This is a genomic window from Aporhodopirellula aestuarii (genome assembly GCF_023701485.1).
In the GTDB taxonomy this organism is placed as follows: domain Bacteria; phylum Planctomycetota; class Planctomycetia; order Pirellulales; family Pirellulaceae; genus Rhodopirellula; species Rhodopirellula aestuarii.
Genome location: NZ_JAMQBK010000062.1, coordinates 86,910 through 113,142, shown reverse-complemented (window position 1 = coordinate 113,142; position 26,233 = coordinate 86,910). Strand labels below are relative to the sequence as shown.

Here is a 26,233-nt window from a genome sequence, read left to right as displayed (position 1 = left end):
AAGCCAACGACTTCTCGCCGATGGATCAGAAACAGGGCGACGACGAAGCACAGCCTCGTCATCGCCCGATATCTTTCGACACCCTCCGTCGTTGACTACTCGTCTTCTTCCTCGGCTGGCTCGGAATCGGCTTCCGCTTCGGGTTCCACTTCCTTGGGCGGACCGAGCAGTTCGGCAAGTGAAGCATCGAGTCGTTTACCACGCGCCGAAAGCGAAACCACCTTGCCTTCTTGGTCGACAAGGATAGCGGTCGGGATGCCTGATACGCCGTAGTATCTCGCAATCGGATGGTCCCAACCCATGCCATTGTCTTCATCGCCGACGATGTTTACCCATGCGATTTCTTCTTCTTCGATGCACTTCTGCATCGCTTCCACGGTTCGGTCCATGTTGATACCGACGACCGCAAAGTCATCGCCGTAGGCTTCCAGGTTGCGTTTCATGTTCGGGATTTCACCGCGACATGGTCCACACCATGAAGCCCAGAAATCGACCAGAACCACCCTGCCGCGATAGGCCGACCAGTCAAACGGTTCGCCATCTCCGGTGGTACCTTCGAGTTCTATTTCGTTGCCCATCAATCCCAGCCGGCGAGCCGACCCGCGTGCTCGGGATGCCAAATCCTGAATTTGTTTGTCGTCGGATTGCTCCATCCGATCGGCGATATTGTTGTACAGCGAAACCGCCATGTCCGTCTTATCAACAGCCGCCAGACCGCTGGCGAGCCGAGAGGCGAGCGAATACAGCTGCGAACTGATACCGCTCTCTTCAGCGATTTGAAGAACTTGTGCGACGAGAGCTTGTTGACCTTCTTCGTCCATACTGCGAACCGACAGGATTTTGCCCGTGAGTTGTTCCATCACGGCGAAGTTTCGAATCTCGGCCCGCTCATCATCCGCAAATGATTCCATCAGCGTTTCCAATTCGGTAGCGGCGTCCTTGTCAAAACGGGCCAGGAACTTGAGTGCGGGAACTTGCAAGCCGATGGCCTTCAGTTCCGTTTCCAGCGTCACGTCGTCGAGGGTGCGAATTTTTGCCGCCGTATCGATGACCGTTCGCGCCGAACGAACCACCTCCTCACGGGTACGCCCACGGTTGCGCATCGCGTCACTCGCAAACTTAAAGAGTTCTTCTGGAGTCCCGTCCGGGATCACGATGGGAGCATCCTCTTCGGCTTCTTCAGCCTCTTCGGACTTTTCAGCCACCTCATCGGCAGGCGTTTCTTCCGCAGCCGCTTTGGTCTCGGTGTCCGCCGGTGCGTCCGCCCAAGCGAGATGACTGACTGCGGTTCCACCCGTCAGGAGCACACCGCAGACGGCGGGCAATATCAGACGACGCAACGAAATGACATTCGCGGGATTGAAGCGACGGTTCATCTAGATCTCTCGGTAAGTTTTGAGTCGAAGTGGAAAAGGAGTCAACCTTCACCGCTCATCATATCGAACCTAATCTTTCACGTGTGGTCCTCAAATTCGATTCCCACCGGAGTTTCCGCTAGCACCCGAGATTGAACCCATTGGGCGCAGGCAATGTAGGGGTCGGTGCCCATTTAACGCAGCAATCCACACGCGTGCACCTGCGGCGGCGTGATGACATGCCCCCCTGGATCGAATGGGTGCAGACATCAACGCCCCCATACCTGCGTCCCACCTCGACGCTCAGTTGCCCGGCATCACAATCCCATAAACTTCGATCGTTTTGCCATCATCGTCGATCACCGGCCGACCCCGCGTGAGGAGCGAGCGGTAGTTTCCTTCGTCATCACGTTGACGAATATGGAGCTGATAGGAGGTGCCGGTTTTGAGTGCCTGGTCCAAAACGAGGTTCAAACGCTCGCGATCGTCTGGATGAATTTGATCAAAGAATTCATCGAAGCTTGGCACGCCTTTCTCAGGATCGCGACCGGATAAACGAAACGTCTCTTCGGACCACTGAATCACTTCGGTGCGTGGATCGAACGACCAGGTGCCCAACCCGGCGAGCCGCTGGAGATCTCGCAATCGCCGACGACTCTGTTCGAGATTGCGTTCCGCGTCGCGCCGTTGGGTGATGTCGCGGATCGTCGACAGCAACATCTCGTTCCCGTTGACGCTTACCGTTCGCGAGCTAATCAAAACGTCGATCAATCGATCCTGAGTGTCCGATTTGCGTAGAAACTGCGTTTCGAAATTCTCCACATGTCCTTCGCGGGTGAGCGTCTCGACAAAGTTTTTGCGGTGTTTGGGACAGGCCCAAATTTCAAGCTCTGCGATTTTGCCGCCTACCAACTCTCCTTCTTCATACCCCAGCATTGTCAGACACGCGTTGTTGGCCTCGAGCACGACACCATCGTCCCAACGGATCAGCAACCCGGCTTCGGGTGACTGAGTGAACAGCGCGGAGTATTTCGCATGGCTTTCGCGCACCTTGTCTCGCCGATCGCGATCCCGCCGCACGCGAACCGCCGCCTCGCAGTCTGCTTCGCCCGCCGCCGCATAGAGACGCAGTGATAGGTCCAGGTCACCCCGCCCCGCGGTGAATCTCGCGAATTCAAGTTGCACCTGTTTGAGCGTGTCGGTCGCGCGAATGTTCTCCGGCCACAATTCGATCGCTTCATGCAGCAGCGCCTGCCCGACGCGGAACCGTTCGTAGGTTTCCTCCGTCGTCGGATCGGCATCCTGCGTGCCCGATGCATCACTTTGTTGCGGCCAGACACGTCGTCGGGCACGGCGCACCAAACGCTCGCTCTCTTGATGCGTCCGGTGATCGGTAATCGCCGAGATGAATTCTTCGACACTTTGATAACGCTGTTTCGGATCCGTCGCCATCGCTTTCATCGCCGCATCCATCAACTCACCGACCACCTCCGTGGGCTGGATCACGTTGTTGGCGGCTGAGTGGATGCAATCCAACAAACTTGTGCCGCGATGCGGCGGCCGTCCGGTCAGTATTTGAAACAGAATCGCACCGAGCAGGTAGACATCAGTCAGCATGCTGATTTCTTCGAGCATGCCGGACGCTTGCTCCGGTGCCATGTAGGCGGGCGTTCCACCGATGGCACTGCCACCAGAGGACCATTCAGATGTCGCTGCGGTGCCTTTCGGGCGGTGCAATTGTATCGCGAGTCCCCAGTCGGCTACCAACGCCTCACCGAAACGCCCGAGCATGACGTTTTCGGGTTTGATATCACGATGGATTAGACCGCGTGAATGGGCGTAACGAATCGCGTCGGCAACTCGCAAGAGAATCGTCAGGTTCTCTTCTACGCTGAACTGATCGATCTGTTGGTCCCAACTCGTCCCATCGATACGTTTCATCGCATAGAACAAGTGCCCTTCGGAATCGATGCAGAGGTCATGCAATGCGATCACGTTGGGATGATCGAGGGAACCGATTACGCGAGCTTCGGTCAAGAAGCGATGTCGGGATTGACGATCTCCGGCGAGTTCATGACGCAACACTTTGACGGCGACCTCGCGGTCGATGGCCCGTTGGTGTGCCTGATAAACGATGCCCGTGCCCCCACTGCCGAGTTTGCCGATCAAACGATACTCGATATCGTCGATGCCTCCTCCAGCCCCCTGTCCGGCAGCTGCTCCGCCTTCCGCCGTTGACGTCAGTTGGCCCAGCGAGATGACTTTGCGAGGCGGCACAAACCCTTCATCGGCCCGCAGCGCGGCCAAGTCCGTCTGCTCATCAACGGTTTGCTGAAGCAGCGGAGGTATGGGACCAGAGTCTGTCCACTCCGGATGTTCCAAAGTGAGGCGGGCTTCCGTCAAAGATAACGTGATCGTTTTGGCGTCCGATGGCATTTCAGCCAAACGCTGCGACAAGTTCTTGTCGCCGAAGATCGTATCGAGCAGTGTCGCCATCACAGATTCCTTGATTCGCCCGGCCAACACCACCTATTAAAAGGAAATTCGTTGCCTTACCCGATTCGAGATTTACAATCTGCGATCGCGCGGGACGTTGATTGTTTTAGTGCTTTTTTAGCGGAACGGCGCGAGCCGTCCGGTCCCGAGTCACCGGACGGCTCGCGCCGTTCCGCTACATTGGAAGTCCCGCAGTAATTAAATCAATGTCCCCCGCGAGTTTGCTCACTAACGCCGTTTCGTCGTTCGCTTCTTTGAGACTTTCTTCGCAGCCTTCTTCGCCGTTTTCTTGCTTGCGGCCTTCTTAACTGATTTCTTCGCCGTCTTTCTAGCGGACTTCTTCACCGATTTCTTAGCGACCTTGCGAGCCGACTTTTTGACCGATTTCTTAACGCTCTTTTTTGCCGACGCTTTCTTGCTGGCTCGTTTCGTCACCGGCTTCGCAGCCTTCTTAGAGACTTTGCGTTTCGCCTTTTTACCAGCAGCCGAGCGTTCATAGATCGCGACGACTTGATCCCGGTCGGTAATCTGTCGTTCTCGAGCCAAGACCGCAAGTTCGAACGCCCGATCTTCGCCGTACTTGTTCCAGGCAAAACTCGCCTTTTCGCGTCGTCCATCTTCGGTGACCCAGGAGGCGCAGTATGCCGAGTACGCACACCCTGGATAACGATTGTCTTGCGAGTAGGCGACGTGAACGCCCACGACACCCGTAGTATTCCGCGACGTCAAACGGTTCCGCGTGGAGTTTTCCGGAGGGCCCATCTCGGCGAGCAAGTCATCATACGCCTTCTTGGCGGCGGCAAACGCTTTTCGTTTACCCCCATTCTTGCTGTCGGAGAAATACTTGTTAACTCGCGTCCCACCTCGGGAGATCCGCACCATATACCCGCTGCGATTTTCCATTTCGAATCGGGTGATGCCTTTGGCGACAGTCGTGGTGGACATGCGAGAATGGTCTGGGTGTGAAGAAAGAGAAACGGGCCAAAATCATAAACGAAAAACCAGGGGACATTAAAATCACCGCCCCGTCGGATTACAAGCCGTTGAACCTGAGCGAACGCTCCATTGCGACCGCCACTCACGCGAAGTGCACAAAAGACCACCACCCGTTTATGGGGATTTAGAATTTTAGCCCTAACGTCTGGATCCAACCGTCGAATATGATGACCTCCGAATCAAAAGTGTTCACCGCTGAACATTCCACATACGGGTAATCGGCACGTTTCCATGAAACCTCTTTTGCGCTACCGTCCCCATCACGACACGTTGACGGGAAAAAGTCGCCACCGATTCCTGCGATCGGAAGCTCTCGAACGGCGAGCAATGCTGGCCGGCGATGTTTTGGTGGCGGTCCCTTCAAGTGATGTCGCCGCTGAAATTTCCGTGCCGACGGACACGCTGGAGCAGCCGATCTCGACGGAGCGAGCCGCCGAGGGGGAAACCACCAGCACCGTGCATTTCCGGTTCGATTACACCCACGACACCGGTTTCTTCAAAAACAACCCGCAACGTCAAGCGTTGCTGGAACAGGCCGGCCGGTTCCTCACCGACCGTCTCACCGACACGCTCGAGGCAATTCCGGCATCCAACTCCAGTTACAGTTGGCAGGCGCACTACACCAACCCGTCAACGGGCGTGAACACGAAATTGCCGAGCAATTTTTCAGCCGCCGCCAATGAGATCGTTGTGTACGTGGGAACGCGCAACCTTCAAAGCCTCGATGCTTCGGCGACCGACAAGACCCGCGCCCACGCCGACGGCATCAACCAACCATTTAGTTATTCCTGCACCACCGGCACCCAGGCCGCGTGCGACGCCTTCGGCAGGACGCTGCTGACCCGCGGGGAAGGCACGACGTCGGGTGCGGGTGCGACCGACTTTGCGCCATTCGTGGCATCGATCAGCTTTGATAGCCGTAGCGAAACCGTCAACGCATGGAACTTCGAGGATGGGCCGATCGAAGAGAATCAATTGCGTTTTCTGACGTTTGCCCAGCACGAACTCGCTCACGTTCTCGGCCACGGAATCTCGGACTCGTTCATCATCCGCGCCGGGGGCGGTCAGTTCAACGGTCCCAAAACCGATGCTGTTTACGTCGGATCTGGGCACGTGCCGCTCAATGGACAACACATCGCTCAATCGGTCGTCGCCCTGCAACCAACGATCATGACGGCGAGCATCGACACGAGCGAACTGTTCTCGGAACTCGATTTTGCCGTGCTCGACGACATCGGCTGGCAATTGACCGGCGACACGCGGCCGACCATCACGATGACGACTCAATCTGCCGTTGTCACCGAAGGCGTGGGCTCCGTAGAAGTCACCGCGACGTTATCGGCTAACTCGGCAACCGCGATCACGTTGCCGGTCACCGTCACGGGAGCCGCGTCGACGACTTCGGATGTGCAATTGTCGTCCACGAGTTTCGTGTTCGCTCCCAACCAACGGACGGCCACCATCACCATCAATGTTGTCGACGATGCCGTCGACGAAACGACCGAGGCGGTCACGGTTTCACTCAACGACGTGATCACCGTGAAGCAAGGTTCGACCACCGATTTCCGTCTCACGATTTTTGACGACGATGGCGTGGACTGGAAAAAAGTCCCGCAGCTTGATCTCGCGACCCTCACCAACCCCTTGGCAATTCCCGGTGACAACCAAGCTCGTGCGATCGTATTCCGCGCCGGCTCGACGCAAACGCTCAGTGTGACGGCGTCCAATGTCGACCAAATCAGTGAAGCGGTGCTGTTGCTTGACAAAAACCAAAACGTCATCGGCCAATACGGTTCCACGGGCATTGCCGCCGCGTCGCTGGTCAAAGGCGAAGCCTATGCGATCGTTTTCTTCCCTCGTCTGACCGCGAGAAACTTTGTCATCAATCTTCCCGGGGGGGTCGCCGCCGTCCCACCGCGAACGAACGTCTTGTTCCCGCAAGATGTGAATGGATCAGGTGGGGTCACCGAAGTCGACGCGCTCCAAATCATCAACCAGCTCAATCTCTCCACCGGCGACTCGTCCATCGACGCCGCCACCGTCACTGGCAAAGGCTACTACGACGTATCCGGCGACAAATTCATCACCGCCGTCGATGCGCTGCAGGTCATCAATTTTCTCAATAGAAACTCGCCCGGCGGCAGCGAACCCGGCGGCGAGACCCTCGTGAGATCGACACAGGTCAACGCTACTGTCGCGGCGGCGCCCACCACGACAGTATTCGAATCGACTACGGCTGCCGACGATGCCCCGATCGACGAGCTTTTGCCGTCCACACAACCTGACGGCAAATGGGTCGATCAATCAGCGGCTGACACCGGTGCGGCGGCGAAACCGTCGACAGACGAGATAGATCGTTTCTTCGAGGAAGCATTCCTCGACAACGAGCCTTCCACGATGTCTCTCGAGTTACCCGCGTTCACGGTTCTCTGAGCGTAAGACCAGGAGAGGCCCCTTGCCCCCCCACAGATATTCGAAATCACTCGAGAGAGCGTCCGGTCGGCGATGAAAACCCGCGACCTCCCAAAATAGGCAAACCGGGCAAAAGGTACGACGATTGCTTGCTCGCTGCTCGGCAGATGCCTCAGATTCAGTTCAGACGCTTCCACGACCGAACCGATCCGACGAAGAACACCTATTCTTCGACCGCGAATTCCTCGGCCGTTTACTTATGTCTGCAAACTCATCCCCACTCCGGTCCGTCCCTGTCCGCCGCCGTTTGGCATCGGCCGCATTCGCTGCGGTTACCTGCCTCGGTTTCATCGTCGGATCGGGAACTTTCGAACACGTGCCCGCGTCCGCCATTGAAGGTTCACCCATCGACGGCAGCATCGGAATCTGGGCCCCGCTGCTGCCGGAGCTCTCCGACGCCGGTGGCGCCTCGGACTCGGGCGACTCGATCGGAACGACCCTCGAACTGTCGGGGCATCATCGTTTTGAAGGGTTTCTCACAAGCGTCGAGGGTGGCGTCGAATACGGGGTCACCGACTCGGTCGAGATGTTTGCCTACGAGTTCCTGCTGCGGGACACGTGGTCGTTCGCAATCGGAGAACTGTCAGCGGGAACCGGCTTCAGCCAAATGCAGTGGGACCGAGATTGGGGCAACCGCGAGATCAGCAGCGACTACATCGGGGCCAAAATCATCGGCGGGTGGGAAACGACCTTCGGCCGACAGCCGATTTGGATCGACTTGAAGATCGGACTTTATGACTTCGACGGTCGCTACGATGATGCGGTCAATCACGAGACGATTTCCAAATTCACAACCACGTGGGGAGTCGATGTGAAAGCGGACTGTGACCGATTCGGCATTCCGATGCGATTCGTCGCTGGCGTTGATTACTTGCGAGACATGACCACATGGGAGGCCGGGCAAATCGGCACCGAGGATGCCGTTGCCCTCACCGGCGCGGTTGAGTTTCGGTTGAAGTAACCCGGCATATCGCGGGAACATCGGCCTGCCTGGATCTCGTACTTCAGGCTGTGGGTGCCAGATAATCGCTTCAAAATTGGCGCGTTCGGCCCCAGTTCTTGACCTAAGATTAGACTGCGTAGTTCCCCCACACCGCGAGTCTTTTCATGCCGTTTCGCTGCCCGCTTCTTCTCCGTCTCGCAATTTGCTGCGTCATATCGGGAACGACCGTTGCAAATGGGCAGGTGATTTTCGCCGAACCGAGCGAATATTCGGAAACCGCACGCAACGGCGAATCGATCCTTCAGCAAGACGGCATCCCCGCCACTGAAGACGACCTGGAAGTACAACCTGCCGTCTCGCCACACCTACCCGAAGAGGTCATCGAGCAACGCCTCGAGGCGACTCCAACGGCAGCGTTCGATTCGCGAGCGAGCGATGAGATTTGGTTAATCAGCAGCCGAAACCTGGGATCGCGAAACGCCCCCACCGAATCGCTCGACGTTCGACTTCGGATCCAGGGTAACCACTGGCAATCAGGATCTACCGCGAATTTCTTCGGTCCTGATCCGAGCGGCATGAATCGTCCCGTGGTGATCTTTATTCACGGAAATCGCTGGTCCATTGACAAAACGATTCGACGTGGATTGCAGACCTATGACCGGACCATCTTGCCCTGGAAAGACGCTCCCCCGGTCCGTTTTGTCATCTGGACGTGGCCCTCGGACGCCATTCCCGGCCCTATCCGCGACGTGCGAATCAAAGCCGGGAAAGCCGACCAGCACGCGTTTCATTTGGCCCGCTTCTTACAGCGAATCGACCCAAATTGCCAAGTATCGCTGATCGGCTTCAGCTTCGGCGGACGCCTCACTCTCGGTGCATTGCACTTGGTCGGAGGCGGAAGTGTGGACGGATGCGGCCTCGGTCATTCAGTGGCGGGATACCAACCGGAAATGTCGAGGAATCGCTTCAATGTGGCGTTGGTGGTGCCGGCCATTCGCAACGACTGCATGATCAGTGTCCGTTCGCAGGCCTATCACCAAATCAACGATCTGTTTCTGCTCTACAACAGCCGGGACACCTATCTGGGGCTGTATAAGTTCACGCGTTTCGACGGCAAAAACCCAGCTCTGGGATACACCGGGATTTGTGGCTTGAATCATTTTCCCGATCACTCGTATCGTGTGCAGCAATTCAACTCGTCCCGTGCGGTGGGTTCCGAACACGACTTTTTGGAATACATTTCCGATCGTCGGATCGAGGCCAATCTTCGAAAACACATTCTCACGCCGCCGCAATAGTTCGAGTGCGGGGTGAATTCGGCGTTTCTAGGATAAAGCAAGCTCGATCGTATTGGTGATCGCATGACGGGCGCGGCCGCTGCGGGTCGCTCCACCAAACGGCGAGCACGTCCGAATGGCCCGCGTGGGATCCGCCCAGTCCACAATGACAGAAACACATGGAAGTGCAGCGATGAAATCACAGTCAAAGAGCATTTGGGCCGGAGCATTGATTTCGGTAACGCTGCTCTATCTGACGGGGCCAACGACCAACCTTTGGCTTCTCGCACTCATCGCGTTGGCACCGTTGTTTTGGATCGCAAAACAAGAGCGGGCGAGATGGAAGGCAGCCATTTACTTTGCGTTTTTTGGCTATTACTTCGTCTCGCTCCAAGGACTTCGCTACGCCCACCCGTTGATGGTCCTACCGCTGATCGCGTTGGCGGGATATCTCGCAGTTTATCCGTTGTTGTTCCTGGCGATGATCCGGCAATGGTTGCGCATTGACCGTGACACCAACTCCATCGCTCGGATCACCCGTGGCATCCCTTTCGCATTGGTTGCCGCCGTCATCTGGGTCGGCGGTGAATGTTTGCGGAACTATTTTGCGACCGGGATTTCGGTCTTGATGCTGGGCCATTCACTCGCGGGAATGTCCCACCCCACTTTGATCCAAATCGCAGATTGCTTTGGGAGCTACGGCGTTAGCTTTCTGATCGTTGTGGTCAACGTTGCGGTTGCCGATCTGGCGTTTGCCCGATGGTCCAAACGGCATACGCCTGAACCAGCGGATGAACTGACAACAAGTCCATTGCCAACAAGTGAACCGTCCTCGCGATGGAAGGTTGCCTGCGTGGGCTGGCAATCGTCCTTGCCGATTGCGATCGTTGCTCTCGTATCGGCCCATGTTTATGGGTCGGGGGCACTGCAACACGAAACCACGGACTCAGACGTGACGTTCCTATTGGTGGGGCGGGACGAGCAGACCGAATACCAGCAGGATCAGCAGCGGGAGCTGGATATTTTTTCCGCCTACGCGCGACAATCAATCACCGCGGTCCGCCGCAGCGAACGTCCGATCGATGCGGTCGTGTGGCCTGAGTCGATGTTGTCCGGCGGTCAGCCCTGGTACATCGCTGAAGATGACCTGGTCGTGCCCGCCGAGATGCGAGGTGGTGGATATGGCGAAGAGATGAGCGCAGAACAAATGCGTCAAATCATCTCGCAAACCCGCGACGATTTCACACGCCGCTCGGTAGACCTCGTTTCGGCAATGGCCAGCGGCGATCCGCCTCGATCACCATCCATCATCGGTGGATGCGGTGTTGTCAGATACGGCAAAACGGCAAAGCAATTCAGCGGCGTGATCCACATTGGTCCCGACGGGCAAGTTCGAAACACCTATGCAAAGAATCACTTGGTGATGTTCGGTGAATACATTCCACTGATCAAATCGATCCCCGTACTCAAAGCATACGTCCCACCGGGGCTCGGCCTCGACGCAGGGACGGGACCGGCGGTGTTCCGAGTCGCGTCGCTCAACGTGCTCCCTAATTTGTGCATCGAAACCGCGGTCGAACGCGTATCGGTCAATCACATGCGAGCGATTTTGCAAGACGATCCTGATTCACTGCCGGACGTGATCGTGACATTGACCAACGACGCTTGGTTCGACCACTCCGCCGTCGTCGCGCACCATCTCCGGTGCGCTCAAATGGTATCCGTGGGATGCCGCCGACCGATTCTATCCGCGGCCAACGGCGGTCCGACGGCGTGGATCGACAGCAGCGGCCGGGTTGTTGAAAAACTGAGTTTCGACACCGCCGGAGAGATCCTGGCAGAGCCAAAACTCGACGATCGCGTTAGCACTTACGTGCGATACGGCGCCACGCCGGTATTGCCAATGGCAGCGGCGTGGCTCGTCGGATTGGCCGTCGTGCTTAATAAGCTTTGGCGAAGACGCCCATTTTTTCGGCGGGACGACCGCTAAAGAAACAGGTTCCCGGTTCGGCGTTACCGTCGCGTGGCACACAGCGAATCGTGACCTTGAGTTCCTTCAACAACTGCTCGATCGCATCTTCGTCGGCGAAGTGGCAGTGTGCGAACCCGCCGTGAATCTTGTTCTCGTCTGTGGTCGTGAAGAAGTCCCGGAACTCGGCTTCGTTCGTGATGGTGACGGTGTTCGATTCACGTAACTCGAGTGCCGCTGCAAATAGTTCACTTTGCAGCGTCTCCAGCATTGTCGAAATCGTGCTGACGAGTTCCTTTCGTGACACACCAAAGCTCTTCGGTTGGTTGCGGACACCACAGAAGACGCTGTCTTTCGCGATGTCTTTGGGGCCAATTTCCAAACGGATCGGCACACCACGTTTGACGTGATACCACTTTTTCTCACCGCCGCGGATATCGCGATCGTCAATGACGACTCGGATCGGGGCACCGGCATAAGTTTGGGCCGCGATTTCGTCACGCAGCGATTTGACGTATTCCATCACCTCGGTACGCGAGTCGTCTTTGTAGATCGGCTGAATAACGACTTGCGAAGGTGCCAAACGCGGCGGCAAAACGAGGCCATCGTCATCGCTGTGCGTCATGATCAGCGCTCCGATCAACCGGGTGCTAACACCCCACGAAGTCGTCCACGCGTATTCAATGCCACCCGTTTCACTCTGGAATTTGATCTCTTGCGCCTTGGCGAAGTTCTGCCCGAGGAAGTGGCTCGTTCCGGCCTGAAGTGCCTTACGGTCTTGCATCATCGCTTCGATCGATAACGTTTCCACGGCACCGGGGAATCGCTCTTTCGGCGTCTTGCTTCCGACGATCACCGGCATCGCCATCCAATCCTGGGCGAAATCGCGATAGACGTCGACCATCTGCTCAGTCTCCGCGATCGCTTCTTCAGCCGTTGCATGAACGGTATGGCCTTCTTGCCAAAGAAACTCGGCGGTTCGCAAGAACATGCGTGTCCGCATTTCCCAACGGACCACGTTGGCCCACTGGTTGATAAGGATCGGCAGATCACGGTAGCTCTGCACCCATTTTGCATAGGTGGCACCGATGATCGTTTCGCTGGTCGGACGGACGATCAGGGGCTCTTCGAGTTTACCGGCAGGCCGCAACCCGCCGTCCGGATCGGGCTCAAGTCGATGGTGAGTGACGACGGCACATTCCTTGGCAAAACCTTCGACGTGCTCGGCCTCTTTTTCGAGAAAGCTCATCGGGATGAACAGCGGGAAGTACGCGTTTTGGTGCCCGGTCGCTTTGAACTTGTCGTCAAGTGCGCGTTGAATGTTTTCCCAAAGCTGATACCCCCATGGCTTGATCACCATGCATCCACGCACTGGTGAGTTCTCGGCCAAATCAGCGGCACGGATCACCTGTTGATACCACTCGGGATAATCCGCCTCACGGGTCGGGCTGATCGCGGTCTTGGGGGCCATAGGAAGAGGACTGAGGAGTAAGAACGAACGGAAAATGGGAAACGGCGGCTACCAAGCAGCGCCTCAATGAAGTTCTCAAGCGAACACCAGACGCAGGCTCAATCACCAAATGCAAGTCTTCGCTGATGCGTCTTTTGGCAGGGCAGCGGAAGGATCACTCACCAAGACCTAGCCGGTGGGCTGCGCCGCGGTGAGGCTTTCTTGGAACTGCTGGAACAGATAGTGACTGTCGTGAGGACCGGCAGCGGCTTCAGGGTGGTACTGCACGGCGAACGCATCTGCTTCGCGGTGACGAACTCCCGCAACGGTGTCGTCGTTGAGGTGGCGGTGTGTTACCTCCAAACAATCCGGAAGATCTTTGTCATCAACAGCGAAACCGTGGTTTTGTGTCGTGATCTCGACCTTCTCCGTCTTGAGGTTCAACACGGGCTGGTTGGCTCCCCGGTGTCCAAACTTCAGCTTGAAGGTCTTCGCGCCGCAAGCGAGCGAGAGCAGTTGATGCCCTAAGCAAATTCCGAATACGGGCACTTTGCCGATCAGTTTCGAAATCGATTCATGGGCATACGTCAACGGTTCCGGGTCGCCGGGGCCGTTCGACAAAAACACACCCGTCGGTTCCAGGCGGAGGATTTCATCGGCGGACAGATTGCCCGGAACGATCGTGACGCGGTTTCCACGTGATCGCAGGTGGCGAGGGATGTTCCATTTCATTCCGAAGTCCATGCAGACGACGTGCGGCCGGTCGGAATCTCCGACGGCATCGTTTGTGACGATGGTCGCGCCCCGAGCGACTTCGATCGCGGTCCACTCATCGAGTTCGTGGGTCCACTTTTCCGTTTGGCTGGGCATGACTTCCTTAACCAAATCGCGTCCGACAAGGCTCGGCGCGGCTTTGGCTTTCGCAACCAGCGACGCGTCATCGAGATCTTCGGTCGACAACACGCCTTGCATGGCACCGACGCTGCGGATCCGTCGGACGAGGGCGCGGGTATCGATCCCCATCAATCCCAACACGTTGTTCTTACTCAAGTAATCTGCCAGCGTTCCTTCCGCACGGTAGTTGCTGTGAATTCGACTTTCGTTGCGAATCACGAATCCCGAAAGCGACGTGCCTTGACGTTCGACGTCGATCGAGTTGACGCCGTAGTTGCCGATTTCCGGATAGGTCATCGTGACGATTTGGCCGCAGTAACTCGGGTCGGTCAGGATTTCCTGATAGCCCGTCATCGACGTGTTGAAAACGACTTCGCCAGTGACCTCGCCGGTCGCGCCGAGTGAGCGGCCTAAATAAACCGTGCCATCTTGAAGTGCGAGTTTTGCCGGCTTGGATATGTTTTGTGAATCAGTCATTGACGAAAGTTTTCAGTGCGGGAGGCACACTCGCGATTACTCGAGAGTAAACGGAAATCGCGGGTGGCGAATTTGTTTTACGGAGTATCGCTTCGGTAAACGATCTCTTCCAGGGGTAGCCGGCGTATTCTTAAGATGAAAGGCACGTTCTTTGCATCTCGTTCTGAGCATCTAAGGTATGCGAATTGCGGTTTGCTGCGACACCTAAGGCCAGGAGAGTCGACAATCCATGCGGACATCTGCCATGGGTTGCCACTCATCAAACCTGATTTGCCGCGTGTCACGAATACGATGTCAGCAAGAAAACGTGGGGTGGGATCGGTCGGATCTCGCCGTTCCGCTAGGCTTTTTAGCGGCAGGGCGAGTCCCCTCCGGTTCGAGCCACCCTCAAGTCGAAGACAACGGGCAGGTTTTAAATCACGAATCTGCCCCGCAATTCCCCGACATTCCCTCACCCATTACAAACGCCCCCCTATAACGCCCCCCCCCTGTGGAGAAATTGCACGAGATGACTAATCACCTGCGACTGACCGGCCTGCCAATGATGATCGCCCTCGCGGTCAGCCTCGTTTCGTTCGCGGATATCGGTGAAATTCGAGCAGAATCGCCCAGCGAAGCCACCGAAGCCCCCCCGGCGAACTCGAACCTAAACAGCCGGATCGACCGACTCGCTGACCGTGGGATCGAATTCCTGAGGACCCGCGGGCAAAGCGATGACGGGGCGTTCAGCGGCGAAACCGGCGCCGCCGTCACCGGATTGTGCGTGCGTGCGATCCTCGAACATCGCCCCACCGCGATCAACACCGACCCCGTGGTCAAGAAATCGCTGGAATTTTTAGAAAGCAAAATTCAGCCCGACGGGGGGATCTACCAAACCGGATCGCTGTACCGAAACTACGAGACGTCGACCGCCGTCCTGGCCCTGATCGCCGCCAACCAGGCCCAATCAGGCGACGACTCCCACCGGAAATATGACAGCATTCTGCGCCGCGCAGAGATGTTTCTGAAGGAAATCCAGTGGGACGAGGGGGAAGGCATCACGCCGAAAGACACCGAGTACGGAGGCGCCGGATACGGCAGCCACTCCCGCCCCGACCTCTCCAACACCTCGTTCCTGATCGAAGCCTTACATGAACTCGGTAACGATGCCGATGACGAGGCGATTCAAAAGGCTTTGAAGTTTGTCGCCCGGACCCAAAACCTCGCTCCCCCGGAAGGCACGAGCGACGGAAATGACACCGTCCATGGCGAAAAAATCGGCGACGGCGGCTTCTACTACACGCCCGCCGCCGGCGGACAAAGTAAAGCGGGCGAAGAAGCCAACGGTGGACTCCGCAGCTACGGTTCGATGACCTACGCGGGCCTCAAAAGCATGATCTACGCAGGTTTGAGCCAGGACGATCCGCGTGTCGAAGCGGCACTCGGCTTCATTCGCGAAAACTACTCGCTCGAAAAAAATCCCGGCATGGGTGCCCAGGGCCTGTTCTACTACTACCACACTTTTGCCAAAGCTCTCGACGTGGCTGGCCTCGAAGTCGTCGACGCGGAGGGGGGTTCGGTTCACGATTGGCGTGAAGAACTCGTCGCAACCCTCGAGGCCAACCAGCAGGCAGACGGCTCGTGGGTGAACCGAGAGAGCGACCGTTGGATGGAAGGCGACCGTCAACTGGTCACGGCGTACTGCCTCCTCGCGTTGTCACACGCCAAAAAGTAGAACCGGCTCCGTCGCCTGCCTTTGCTCGGTTGGTTGGCGAGAGCGTGGTGGTGAGATAAGTTAACGGGGAACAGCTTCCAAGCCATCTCCGATTTGTTGAGCTCGCACACCCCACCAGGATGGAGCGTCAACAACGAGGTCCCCGGCTGACCGCTCACCTCCCCACCCGGACACTTCTATGGCGAGTACATCGATCTACAACGTGCCGAACGCGCTGACGACAGTGCGGTTCGCGTTGGCGATCGCCGTGGTCGTTTTGATCCCAATGGGTGAATCCTGGCCGGCCCTGATTGTTTTCTTGATCGCCGTCTCAACCGATTGGATGGACGGCTACTGGGCGAGGAAGTATGGCCAAGTCACCAAGCTGGGCCGGATCTTCGACCCTTTCGTCGACAAGATCATCATCTGCGGTTCGTTCATCGCATTGGTTGAAGTCGACGATAGCCCGGTGAAATCTTGGATGGCCACGATCGTCGTTGCGCGGGAGCTTTTAGTAACGAGTTTACGTGGCATTATCGAAGGCGCCGGCGGTGACTTCTCAGCCAGCTGGCTCGGCAAGTGGAAAATGGTGGTGCAATGTGCGGCCGTGGTCGCTGCGTTGTTGACGTTCGTGATCCTGCCGGTTCCAGGATGGCTGGAGATCACGACGCTCATTCTGCTATGGGGAGCCATCTTCATCACAGTCTATTCGGGCGTGGACTACACGCTGATCGCCGCCCGAGTGATGCAGTCCGATCCTCAAACGCTGACCCAAGTCGACGTTCCCACGACCGCATCCATCCCCGCGGAACCAAATGACGAAACGCTTGGCGAATCCGCTCGCGATGAAAAAGCCGGTTCGGTTGCCGAACGAGACTGATTTTCATGCAAACCCAAACGCCGCCCTCTGACGCCCCCGCTCCCGCGTCAGACCTCGATTCCACTGCCGTGATGGAAGTCGCCGAGCTCTCCAACTACGAATGGATTCTGACCGCGGTAACGCTCCTGATCCTGTTCGCGTTCGTGTCGTCGATCACGAAATGGATCTCGCTGCTCCGACGAGGCGTGCGTTTTTTTGGCGAACATGCGATCCTCCCCGAACGCCCTCGAGCGAGACCTTATTGGAACCCGCTGTACTTCCTGTTTTTTTTCGCGGTCCTGATTGTCGCTAACCTGCAGTTCAATCAGTTGGCGGCAGACTACCTGCCGACCGCCCCCGACGTTGAAGTCGACGTCGAAGCGGAGGTGCAACCGGAAAGCGCGCCGCCCATTTCGGTGATCCAGCTCCTGCTTAGTTCCGCGTCGATGGTGACGGCGACCATCGTCACGATGTGGCTCGCCCGAACGTTCCGACCGCGACTCCGACCGGGTCTATTGGAGGGCCACGAGCGTCCCAAGATTGGATGGCTACCTGCCCGCGGGGATTTTGCCTTGGGCTTCAAAGCCGCGTGGTTAATCTTGCCGCCGACGATGCTGCTGATGGGGCTCGTATCGGTCTTGCAAAAGTACTCCCACCCCGTGCTTGACGCCTTAAAACCTGACGGGCCCGACTCTTCGCCGGACTTTGCCGTCTTCGCCGCACTTTTTTTCACGACCGCGATCGTCACGCCGATGGTGGAGGAATTCTGGTTCCGCGGCATCCTGCAAGGCGGGCTGCAACGACTCGCGGACGCGATGAGCGACGTGCGCAGGTGGACGACCAACGCGGCACCGGCCTACGCAGGCAATGTTGGACTGGAGCCGCAACCTTCCGCTCAAGATCCGTACGCGCCGCCATGGCCCGCCAACGCCCTGCCTGCCAACACCCAGCCGAACCCGGCGGACGGCCCCGGGGATGCGTCGATCAGTCAACCGGCGACGACCGCCGAAGCGGATTTTGCGACGCGGTCGGATTGGACGCCGACAGCAATTTGGCCGATCGTTGTAGCCAGTCTGCTGTTCGCGATCATGCACTGGGGGCAAGGACTCGCACCGATCCCGCTGTTCTTCCTTTCCATGGGTCTAGGATATCTGTACCGACAGACCGGCTCACTCGTGCCGTCAATCGTCGTGCATTTCGTACTCAACGGCTTCACGATGAGTGCGACGTTACTCGAGCTGCTGCGTTAGCCGCCGTCACCCTTGCCGAGCCCATTCGTTTGAGCCCACCGATTCGCATCCGCGGCGCACGCGTTCACAACCTCAAGAACCTCAACGTTGACATCCCCCGCGATGCGCTCACCGTGATCACGGGAGTGTCGGGCAGCGGCAAGAGTTCACTGGCGTTCGACACCCTGTTCGCCGAAGGGCAGCGGCAATACATCGACACGCTTTCAACGTACGCGCGGCAATATCTCGATGCGATCCCACGCCCCGACGTTGACCTAATCGATGGCCTCGCGCCGACGTTGTCGATCGATCAAAAGAGCGGCACGCAATCGGCGCGCAGCACCGTGGCGACGGTCACGGAAATCTACGATTACCTGCGACTGCTCTACGCCCGCATCGGGACTCCACATTGCACGCACTGTGGGAGCACCATTAGCACCCAAACGCCCGACGCGATCATTCAAACTCTCGCGTCGTATCCGCCCCGCACCAAACTGACTTTGATGAGCCCGATGGTGCGCGGCAGAAAGGGGGCACACAGCGATGTTTTTGAAAAAATCGCTTCGCAGGGACTGGTTCGTGCACGCGTCGACGGTGAAGTCTACCTGCTCGAAGAAGTCCCCCCGCTGGCCGTCCGAAAAAACCACACCATCGAAGCCGTTGTCGATCGCATTGTCTTGAAAGAGGGAATCGAACCTCGACTCGATGAATCCACACGATTAGCGATCCGACTCTCCGACGGCATGTGTTCCGCATTGATCGAACCGCCTGGCGGCGATGCCGAACAAAAACTCTTCAGCACCGCGATGGCCTGTATCGAGTGCGGAACGAGCTTCGAGGAACTCGAACCGAGAACTTTCAGCTTCAACAGCCCCTACGGCGCATGCCAAACATGCGACGGGCTAGGCGTGATTTCTGACTCGACGCGTTCCAGGTCAAAAGGGGCCAAGAAATCAGGAAGGCCAACGGCGAAATCCAGGAAGCTCCCAAAAGCGACCGCGAATGACGACGCCCAAACGGTTCGCATTTGCTCGGACTGCGAAGGCGGACGACTGCGGCCGGAAGCACTCGCGGTGACCATCGCCGGAGAATCGATCGCCGCTGTCGTGGCCATTCCGATGGTCGAAACCAAGAACTGGATTGCCGGAATCACTGACTCGCTTTCTGAGATCAATCGCCGGGTGGCGGCTCCTATCCAAGACGAAGTCATTCGGAGGATCGACTTCCTTCGCCGCGTCGGGGTCGACTACCTCACGCTCGATCGATCCGCCGACACGCTGAGCGGCGGCGAGCTGCAACGCATTCGCTTAGCAACTTGTATCGGTAGCGGACTCGTCAGCGTCTGCTACGTACTCGACGAACCGTCGATCGGTTTGCACCCCGCTGACCACGACCGCTTGCTCGGTGCCATCGGCGAACTAAAAAGCCAAGGCAATACCATCGTGATCGTCGAACACGATGAAGACACGATGCGAGCCGCTGATCACCTGATCGACATCGGGCCCGGCGCCGGAGTCCATGGCGGCCACATGGTCAGCCAGGGCACTCCCGATGAGGTCGCCGCAGACCAATCCAGCCCAACGGGGAGGTTCCTGTCAGGCGAGCATCTCATCGGCCTCGAACGCCAGCGTCGCGTTCCCCGGCGAAACGATTGGTTAACACTTCACGGCGCACAACTGCATAACCTGCAAAACGTCACGCTCAAGCTGCCACTCGGGTTGCTTGTCGGTATCAGCGGCGTCTCGGGAAGCGGCAAGAGTTCACTCATTGTCGACACGCTCTACCCCGCCGTGGCCGCGCAGCTTGGATTGGTCGCCAAAGAACCCGGCCCCTACAAGCGGCTCACCGGAGCGGACAAGCTCGACAAACTGATCGCCATCGATCAGTCACCGATTGGCCGAACGACCCGCTCCTGCCCCGCCACCTACGCGGGCGTGCTCGATCCGATTCGAAACGTCTTTGCGACCACGCGTGCGGCGAAGACACTCGGTTTCTCAGCCTCGCGTTTTAGTTTCAACTCCCCCGCCGGCCGATGCGACGTCTGTAAGGGAAACGGGTTCGAGAGAATCGAGATGAATTTTCTCAGCGACCTGTTGATCGAATGCTCACGCTGCGGCGGCAAACGGTTCAATCGCCAAACATTGCAGGTTCGCTTCAAGGGTGCAACGATCGCCGACGTGCTCGACATGACGATCGAAGCGGCGATGGAATTTTTCGAAAACGTGCCCAAGGTCCACACGCTACTGTCATCACTATTCGACGTCGGATTGGGCTACGTCACGCTGGGGCAATCCAGCACCACGCTGAGTGGCGGCGAAGCCCAGCGGATCAAACTTGCAACCGAATTGGCTCGACCCGGCACCGGCCAAACGCTCTACCTGCTCGATGAACCGACGACAGGGCTACACTTTTCCGACGTCCAACGGTTACTCGTCGTACTTGATCGACTCGTCGAACAAGGCAACACCGTGCTCGTGATCGAACACCATACGGACCTGCTCGCCGCCTGCGATTGGCTGATCGACCTCGGCCCCAAAGGCGGCACCGAAGGCGGCCGTATCATCACCCAGGGCAGCCCCGAAACCGTCGCCGAATGCGATGCGTCGTTGACGGGGCAATTCCTCCGTCGGCAACTGGGGTAAATCTATCCGGCTACTCAGCCGCGACCTGACCACCGAGATGTTCGTCCAAAAACGTCGTGGTCCACTTTTGGCACGCCTCGTCATTCATCAGGAAAGAGTGCAACACGGGCACTTCATGAATGGACTCCGCGCCCGCTAATTTGGCCTCCTCGAGACTGACCACGAAATCACTATCACCTTCGACCAGAGGATTCCGAAGCCGACCTGGCTCCACTTTGCCGGCGACAATGGCGAACGGGAACGGCGGGGTAGCCAGTTTGGCTTCCACGTCCTCCCATCCCGTCCCAAGTTCCATCGCACCTGGACCGGCCACCAATCCGAAGAGTCCCGTCGCCGCCAACCGGCGGGCGATCGTTGCTCCGTGATTCGGCGGCCCCAACATGACCATCGACCGGCAGCGGGGCAAAATCTGTTTGGGGTCGCCATCACGCTGCAAATCACCGATGAGATGACGTGTCACGATGTTTCCCATGCTGTGACCAACAAAACAAAATTCCATCTCACTGTGTTGCCCTTCTAGAACGCGTCGAAGTGCCGCGGCGGAATCCGCGAGCCCCGATCGCGTGCTGGCATATCCGAACCGAATCACCTGATCGTAACCATCGTCTCGAAGTGCCTTTTCGAGCGATTTCATCGATGAATCGGTCCGCATCAACCCGTGCAGCAGGATCACCATGGGTTTCGCCGCAGGCGCAGATGGCTCGGGGCACAATTCGTCAAGCAACAACAGGGCGTCCGTTTCGCTCCCCCAACCGCGCCGGATGTTTCGCGGATCGAGCACGCGACAATGACCTGAAACCGCATTTCGCTGGACGCGATACCCCGATCGGTTCTCTAAATCCGTCCACAATTGGGCTCCGCCGATGGTCGGCATCGGTACGTTCAGATTTTTCGCCACGGTATCACTTTCAGTTTGTCCGATTGCCTCGCAACCGCCCAAGAAACATCCTGTCGTCAACACGGCGATCGACAGGGGAACGCAAATTCGACGCAGTGCCTTTGGAATCATGGCTATCGCAATGGAGCTAAGAGAACGGTTCGCTGGAAAGATGGGGGGCTTCGATTAAACCAGAGCCCGTAGGTCACGCGGCATTACGCGAAAACGTCTCCAAAAAAACAACAAAATTCGCCACGCTTACTCCGCTATCTTGGCGGGACTAGTGTTGCAAAACGATGCGACACGATAAACTTTCGCCATGAGCTACTCAAGAAGTCCCCGAAATGCCCGGAAGAGTGGTGGCGGTCGTCCGCCCCGCTTCGAAGATAACGAAGATACAATCGCGTTATTAGAATCTGTTGGGCCGGTTGTTTTACCACCGGAAATAGAGTCGTTTGACGAGTTGGATTTATCGCCCGTGATGCGACTCGCGATCGCAAAAGCCGGCTTCACCAAACCGTCGCCGATCCAAGCCGCACTGATTCCCTACGCCCTCGCTGGCACCGACGTGATCGGACAAGCCAGAACAGGGACTGGAAAAACGGCCGCGTTTTCGATTCCGATCTTGGAACAACTCGATTCGCTGGAAGAGTGCCGAGACCCCCAAGCGATTATCGTCGTGCCGACCCGTGAGTTGGCAGATCAAGTCGCCGGCGAAGCGGCCCGATTGGCTTACGGGGTCCCTACGGAGATCGCGATCCTGTCGGGTGGCAAGAACATGAATCGCCAACTCCGACAACTCGAAAACGGCGTTCAAGTCGTCGTCGGTACGCCCGGTCGAATTCACGACCACCTGCAACGCGGCACGCTGCGGTTGGACAAAACCTGGTGCGTGGTTCTCGACGAAGCGGACCGGATGCTCGACATCGGGTTCCGACCGCAAATCGAACGGATCATGCGGAAGTGCCCCCGCAACCGACAAACCCTTTTGCTGTCGGCAACATTGCCGCCCGTCGTTCGCCGCCTAGCAGAAAGCTACATGAGCGAGCCGGTCGTGATTGATTGCTGCCGCAACGAAATGGCCGTCGACACAATCGAACAACGTTACTTCACGGTCGCCAACGATCGGAAAGTTGAATTGCTCGAACAACTGCTCGAACGAGAAGACCCCGAGCAAGCGATCATCTTCTGCCGAACCAAACGAGGCACGGATCGATTGCACCGCCAGCTATCGCGCACCTACCACGGTGCTTGCGGTTGCATCCATGGCGATTTGCAACAACGTGAACGAGATCGCGTGCTGCAAAGCCTTCGCGACCGCAAACTCAAATTGCTGATCGCGACCGACGTCGTCGGACGAGGCATCGACATCACGACCATTTCGCACATCGTCAACTTCGACGTCCCGCAAGATTGCGACGACTACGTCCACCGCGTGGGTCGAACCGGGCGAATGGGACGCGATGGTGTCGCCTACACGTTTGTCGTTCCTGGCGAAGGCGAAGTCCTGACCAGCATCGAGCAACGGATCAACAAAGAACTCGTTCGAGATTCCATCGAAGGATTCGATCCGGTCCCGGAAGTGACGGCAGCAGCCGAGGCGGCTTCCGCCGCAGAGGAAGAGGCGCCCACGGAAGCTCGACGTAGCCTCAATCCGATGACACGGAAAAAGAAACGCCGCCGGTAGCCCAACCAGGGCTGGCTCGAAAGCGTTTTGCCAAAGGGTGTCCGCGTGTCGTCACGCCGGACACGCTCGACCACGGCTCACACAAAGTCATGATTCAATGACGGGCATGGCTCACTGACGAGCCCGAACCCATCCGGCTCGTGACTTCCGCGACACTAAAGATCAACCGCCGTATCGCTCGCCGAATCATCTTGCTGCTTTCTCAGCAACGCCATCGCAGCAAGCACCGCGTCGCATTGACAGCCGATCGCGAGCTTCCAATCGCCTGCCGCCTGGGCCTGGTTGCACTGATCTTGCAGCGTCTGGACGCCTTGCCAATCCAACATCCAGTGATTCTGCTCGGACGAGCGACGAATCTCTGAAACCACCCCCGCCAACCTGGCGCAAACAGTTTGATGCTGATCCACCGTGTATCGGCGATACGGGCCGGTGCCGACCGCGATCACCGACTCCTCCAAACCGGAATCATAGCTTCCTTGAACGGGGCTCGGCGACGCTCCTTTCCCACGGCGTCGGGCATTCAGCGGACGGCGACGATCATCGGTCGCCAAGATTCCACTCGCCCAAACCGCGAGAGCGATCGCGCCAAGAATGAACGCAGCGATAGCCGAACCCAACCACTTCGATCCGCCCCAATAGGCGGCCGCGGAAAACCCAGCGGCACCGAGCCAGCAAATGGTTGTCACCGCCAACAGCGCCCGCGACGAATGAACACTGCTCCACTTGAACCCACTCTCACCCGCTCCGGCCGGACTGCTCTTGCTGCGATCCACCAAGTGCTCGCCGGTCACATCGACAATAACCACTGTGATGTTATCCGGGCCGCCACGAAGGTTTGCCAAATCAACCAGCACGGGAGCAAGCTTTTCGAGAGGCAACGAATCCATCAAGACGCCAAGGTCGTCATCTTCGACTAGCCCCGTCAAACCGTCGCTGCACAACAAGAAGCGATCACCGATTTCGACATGGAACGGCCCCTCCAAATCCACCATCACGTGGGCGCCGGGACCGAGCGAACGAGTGATCACGTTTTTGGGAATTGATTTTCCGAGCGGGCTGTCGCTCGGAATCTGGCCACTGGCATGCATCTCCCAAACGAGTGAGTGATCGAAAGTTAGCTGCTCGAGGACGCCTTTGCGGAGACGATAGATCCGCGAGTCTCCGACCTGAGCGACATAGCCCCGGCCTTGCGCCAGCACCAGTGCGCTCGCCGTCGTGCCCATGTTGTGGAATTCGGGGTTGCTCTGGCCCCGATCGTAGATCGCCGTATTGGCCTGATGGACGGCTTGACCGAGTGCCTGGCCCTTGTCGGGCTTTTGAGAACTCACGTATCGCATCGCGATCTGCTCACAGGCGATCTTCGAGGCGAGTTCCCCCGCAGCGTGTGCCCCCATCCCATCAGCGACAACAAACAGATGACCGCGCCGTTCAAAACGCTCGGCCGACTCCGCTATCATCACGGCATGCGAATCTTGGTTGTTGGCCCGACGCATGCCCACATGGGTCAGCTCGGAGACGTTCACTCCAGGATGCCAAGATTCAGACAAACGACAATGGCCCAAAAAGTGAGTGGTGGGGGTGGGTACAAGGAGCCATATTATAAGGCTCAACACGCAGCGCACCTAGTACCGTTGAGAGTTAATTCGGTTGCAGGATTGCCGCAGCCAAACGGCACGCGTTCAGGTAATGATCAACCAATAAGTACTCGTCAGTGGTGTGAATGGCGGCCTGCCCACAACCGAGCGTAACAGCTTCGATGCCGTGAAGAAACAGCCAGTTCGCATCAAGTCCGCCGTTGGCAACTTCACAAATCGGTTCGACCCCGAGCTTCGTGATCCATTCTCGTGCCCCCAATACGGACGGGTGATCAAGATCGAGTGCGAATGCCTCATAGTCGACATGGCTACTGAACTCGATCCGCCCACAACGCCCGTTGACGTCGGTTACCTCGCGAGCTGCCTGCTCAAGCGCCTCGCGGATTTGACCGACGATCCAAGTTCGAAACTCAGCATCATGACTGCGTGCTTCGATTTTCAAACTGACCTCCGGCGTGACCACGTTGGTTGCCTCACCGCCATGGAACACACCCACGTTTGATGTCCCGCGTTTGCCATCGCGTTCAATCAGACCGTGCAGCCCCGCGTCGTGCAGCGCCGCGATCGCCTTGGACGCGATCGCAATCGCACTGACACCTCTTTCGGGCGCCACCCCCGCATGGGACGCGTAGCCATAAACGGTCGCCTGCATCCGTTCGCCACCGATCGCTCCGTGTCGGATCTTCTCCAGCGTACCGCCGTCAAAGTTGAACGCTTGATCCACACGCCCAATCTTGCTGGCGTCGAGATGCCGCGCCCCCTCGAGTCCGACTTCTTCTTGAATCAAGAACGAGATCACGGCGGGTGCGAGTTTGGCGTCCGGATGCGATTTCGCGTATCGAAGTCGTTCAAGAATTGCGGTCAAAATAATCGCACAACCCGCCCGATCGTCGCCGCCAAGTCCCGTTTCTCCTTCGGCAATGACGATTCGCCCCAACTCAGGATCATCTTTCAAAACAGGTTTTGCATTCACGCAAATCGGAACCGTGTCCATGTGCGCCGACAAGAGCGTGCGAGGCAACGAGGGGTCGCCCGGCAAACTCACGATCAAGTTCCCACAATTCCCTTTGATTCGCGTTCGCTGGTGAGCGTCATCCCGAACGATCCATTCTGGATCCACACCCGCATCCATAAGTATCTGCGTGATCGCCGCGGCCACGGCGGCCTCATCGCCACTTCGCCCCGGGATCGCCGTCAACTGCATGAATCGTTCGACCGCCGCGTCGGAATCGATCGCTACGAGGGAATCATCTGCTGCCGTGCTCATCAGTTGCTCTCAAAACTCGATGTCGAAAGTGGGGGTAGAAACAATCTAGACGCAA

Annotated in this window: 17 protein-coding genes; 9 read left to right on the top strand and 8 right to left on the bottom strand. The window is 57.7% G+C overall.

What is annotated here, in order from left to right; translation table 11 throughout:
- Positions 1-95: 95 nt before the first annotated feature.
- The 3 genes from NB063_RS23185 to NB063_RS23175 form a co-directional block, all read right to left on the bottom strand.
- A complete protein-coding gene (locus NB063_RS23185; RefSeq protein WP_250931282.1) occupies positions 96-1,376 on the bottom strand; it encodes a TlpA family protein disulfide reductase in 1,281 nt (426 codons plus the stop codon).
- A 282-nt stretch (positions 1,377-1,658) separates the two neighbouring features.
- The gene (locus NB063_RS23180; RefSeq protein WP_250931281.1) at positions 1,659-3,851 is read right to left on the bottom strand and encodes a protein kinase domain-containing protein; all 2,193 of its coding nucleotides are present in this window, start codon (positions 3,849-3,851) and stop codon (positions 1,659-1,661) included.
- A 228-nt stretch (positions 3,852-4,079) separates the two neighbouring features.
- A complete protein-coding gene (locus NB063_RS23175) occupies positions 4,080-4,796 on the bottom strand; it encodes a pathogenesis-related transcriptional factor and ERF protein (RefSeq protein ID WP_250931280.1) in 717 nt (238 codons plus the stop codon).
- 282 nt (positions 4,797-5,078) lie between these two features.
- On the opposite strand from NB063_RS23175, the gene NB063_RS23170 reads away from it, so the two are divergent.
- From NB063_RS23170 to NB063_RS23155, 4 genes are all read left to right on the top strand, one after another.
- Entirely contained in the window at positions 5,079-7,280 is a 2,202-nt protein-coding gene (locus tag NB063_RS23170; RefSeq protein ID WP_250931279.1) for a dockerin type I domain-containing protein, read from the top strand.
- Between the two features lie 238 nt (positions 7,281-7,518).
- On the top strand, positions 7,519-8,280 hold the full coding sequence (locus NB063_RS23165) for a hypothetical protein (RefSeq protein WP_250931278.1): 762 nt from the start codon (positions 7,519-7,521) through the stop codon (positions 8,278-8,280).
- A gap of 224 nt (positions 8,281-8,504) precedes the next feature.
- Positions 8,505-9,560, top strand: coding sequence for an alpha/beta hydrolase family protein (locus tag NB063_RS23160; RefSeq protein WP_250931277.1), 1,056 nt, complete (start codon positions 8,505-8,507; stop codon positions 9,558-9,560).
- Between the two features lie 172 nt (positions 9,561-9,732).
- On the top strand, positions 9,733-11,529 hold the full coding sequence (locus NB063_RS23155) for an apolipoprotein N-acyltransferase (RefSeq protein ID WP_250931276.1): 1,797 nt from the start codon (positions 9,733-9,735) through the stop codon (positions 11,527-11,529).
- On the opposite strand, the gene proS is transcribed toward NB063_RS23155, so the two are convergent.
- Positions 11,480-12,979 (bottom strand): proline--tRNA ligase, encoded by a 1,500-nt coding sequence (proS, locus tag NB063_RS23150; protein ID WP_250931275.1) that lies wholly within the window; start codon positions 12,977-12,979, stop codon positions 11,480-11,482. The genes NB063_RS23155 and proS overlap by 50 nt on opposite strands.
- Positions 12,980-13,147: 168 nt before the next feature.
- Entirely contained in the window at positions 13,148-14,329 is a 1,182-nt protein-coding gene (gene carA / locus NB063_RS23145; protein ID WP_250931274.1) for a glutamine-hydrolyzing carbamoyl-phosphate synthase small subunit, read from the bottom strand.
- A gap of 508 nt (positions 14,330-14,837) precedes the next feature.
- On the opposite strand from carA, the gene NB063_RS23140 reads away from it, so the two are divergent.
- The 4 genes from NB063_RS23140 (at position 14,838) to uvrA (ending at position 20,752) form a co-directional block, all read left to right on the top strand.
- Entirely contained in the window at positions 14,838-16,043 is a 1,206-nt protein-coding gene (locus NB063_RS23140) for a prenyltransferase/squalene oxidase repeat-containing protein (protein WP_250931273.1), read from the top strand.
- Between the two features lie 178 nt (positions 16,044-16,221).
- On the top strand, positions 16,222-16,902 hold the full coding sequence (gene pgsA, locus NB063_RS23135; protein ID WP_250931272.1) for a CDP-diacylglycerol--glycerol-3-phosphate 3-phosphatidyltransferase: 681 nt from the start codon (positions 16,222-16,224) through the stop codon (positions 16,900-16,902).
- A gap of 5 nt (positions 16,903-16,907) precedes the next feature.
- On the top strand, positions 16,908-18,131 hold the full coding sequence (locus tag NB063_RS23130; protein ID WP_250931271.1) for a CPBP family intramembrane glutamic endopeptidase: 1,224 nt from the start codon (positions 16,908-16,910) through the stop codon (positions 18,129-18,131).
- Positions 18,132-18,160: 29 nt separating this feature from the next.
- Positions 18,161-20,752, top strand: a complete 2,592-nt coding sequence (gene uvrA, locus NB063_RS23125) for an excinuclease ABC subunit UvrA (RefSeq protein ID WP_250931270.1) — start codon at positions 18,161-18,163, stop codon at positions 20,750-20,752.
- A 10-nt stretch (positions 20,753-20,762) separates the two neighbouring features.
- Here uvrA and NB063_RS23120 read toward each other — a convergent pair whose 3' ends face one another.
- Positions 20,763-21,761: an esterase/lipase family protein gene (locus NB063_RS23120; protein WP_250931269.1), complete on the bottom strand. Its 999-nt coding sequence runs from the start codon at positions 21,759-21,761 to the stop codon at positions 20,763-20,765.
- Positions 21,762-21,948: 187 nt separating this feature from the next.
- On the opposite strand from NB063_RS23120, the gene NB063_RS23115 reads away from it, so the two are divergent.
- Positions 21,949-23,316, top strand: a complete 1,368-nt coding sequence (locus NB063_RS23115) for a DEAD/DEAH box helicase (protein WP_250931268.1) — start codon at positions 21,949-21,951, stop codon at positions 23,314-23,316.
- A 155-nt stretch (positions 23,317-23,471) separates the two neighbouring features.
- Here the strand turns inward: NB063_RS23115 and NB063_RS23110 are convergent, their stop codons facing one another.
- Entirely contained in the window at positions 23,472-24,839 is a 1,368-nt protein-coding gene (locus NB063_RS23110) for a PP2C family protein-serine/threonine phosphatase (protein ID WP_250931267.1), read from the bottom strand.
- Positions 24,840-24,954: 115 nt separating this feature from the next.
- Positions 24,955-26,178 carry a M20/M25/M40 family metallo-hydrolase gene (locus NB063_RS23105; RefSeq protein WP_250931266.1) on the bottom strand — a complete coding sequence of 408 codons (1,224 nt, stop codon included), beginning with the start codon at positions 26,176-26,178 and terminating at the stop codon, positions 24,955-24,957.
- Positions 26,179-26,233: the final 55 nt, after the last annotated feature.